The organism is Streptomyces swartbergensis (genome assembly GCF_002148965.1).
Classification (GTDB): Bacteria; Actinomycetota; Actinomycetes; order Streptomycetales; family Streptomycetaceae; genus Streptomyces; species Streptomyces swartbergensis.
This window is the reverse complement of the sequence record NZ_NGFN01000820.1, coordinates 1-730: the sequence shown is the minus strand read 5'-3', so window position 1 is coordinate 730 and position 730 is coordinate 1. Positions and strand designations below refer to the sequence as shown.

The 730-nt window shown below is 73.0% G+C and carries 1 protein-coding gene and 1 pseudogene; both read left to right on the top strand.

What is annotated here, in order from left to right:
- On the top strand, positions 1–480 hold a 480-nt coding region (locus CA983_RS44535), incomplete at its 5' end, for an AAA family ATPase (protein ID WP_143645903.1).
- A pseudogene (locus tag CA983_RS44530) lies at positions 480–730 on the top strand (DUF58 domain-containing protein); the annotation flags it as partial. The gene CA983_RS44535 and the pseudogene CA983_RS44530, both read left to right, overlap by 1 nt.

The following is a 730-nucleotide window of genomic DNA, read 5'->3' as shown; positions in this document are numbered from 1 at the left end:
CTCCCCGAAGCCCAGCTGGACCGCTTCCTCCTCAAGCTCACCATCCCCCTCCCCTCCCGGCAGGACGAGATCGACGTCCTGACCCGCCACGCCGAGGGCTTCAACCCACGCGACCTCCACGCCGCCGGCGTACGCCCCGTAGCGGGCCCGGCCGACCTGGAAGCGGCACGCGCCGCCGTCGCCAAGACGACGATCTCCCCAGAGATCACCGCCTACGTCGTCGACATCTGCCGCGCCACCCGCGAGTCGCCGTCCCTCACCCTCGGCGTCTCCCCCCGAGGCGCCACGGCCCTCCTGGCCACCGCCCGCGCCTGGGCCTGGCTGACAGGCCGCGACTACGTCATCCCCGACGACGTGAAGGCACTGGCCCTCCCCACCCTCCGCCACCGTGTACAACTCCGCCCGGAGGCCGAAATGGAAGGCGTGACGGCCGACTCCGTCATCAACGCGATCCTCGCCCACGTCCCCGTCCCCCGCTGATGGCACTCACCGGACGCGCCGCCCTTCTCGCGGCCCTGGGCTCCCTCCCGGTCGGCATCTGGGAACCCGGCTGGACGGGCATCCTGGCGGTCAACGCACCCCTGGCCGTGGCCTGCGCCTGTGACTTCGCCCTGGCCGCCCCCGTACGACGCCTGGGCCTGACCCGCTCCGGCGACACCTCCGTACGCCTCGGCGACACAGCGGACGTGACCCTGACCATCACCAACCCGTCCCGCCGCCCCCTCCGTGC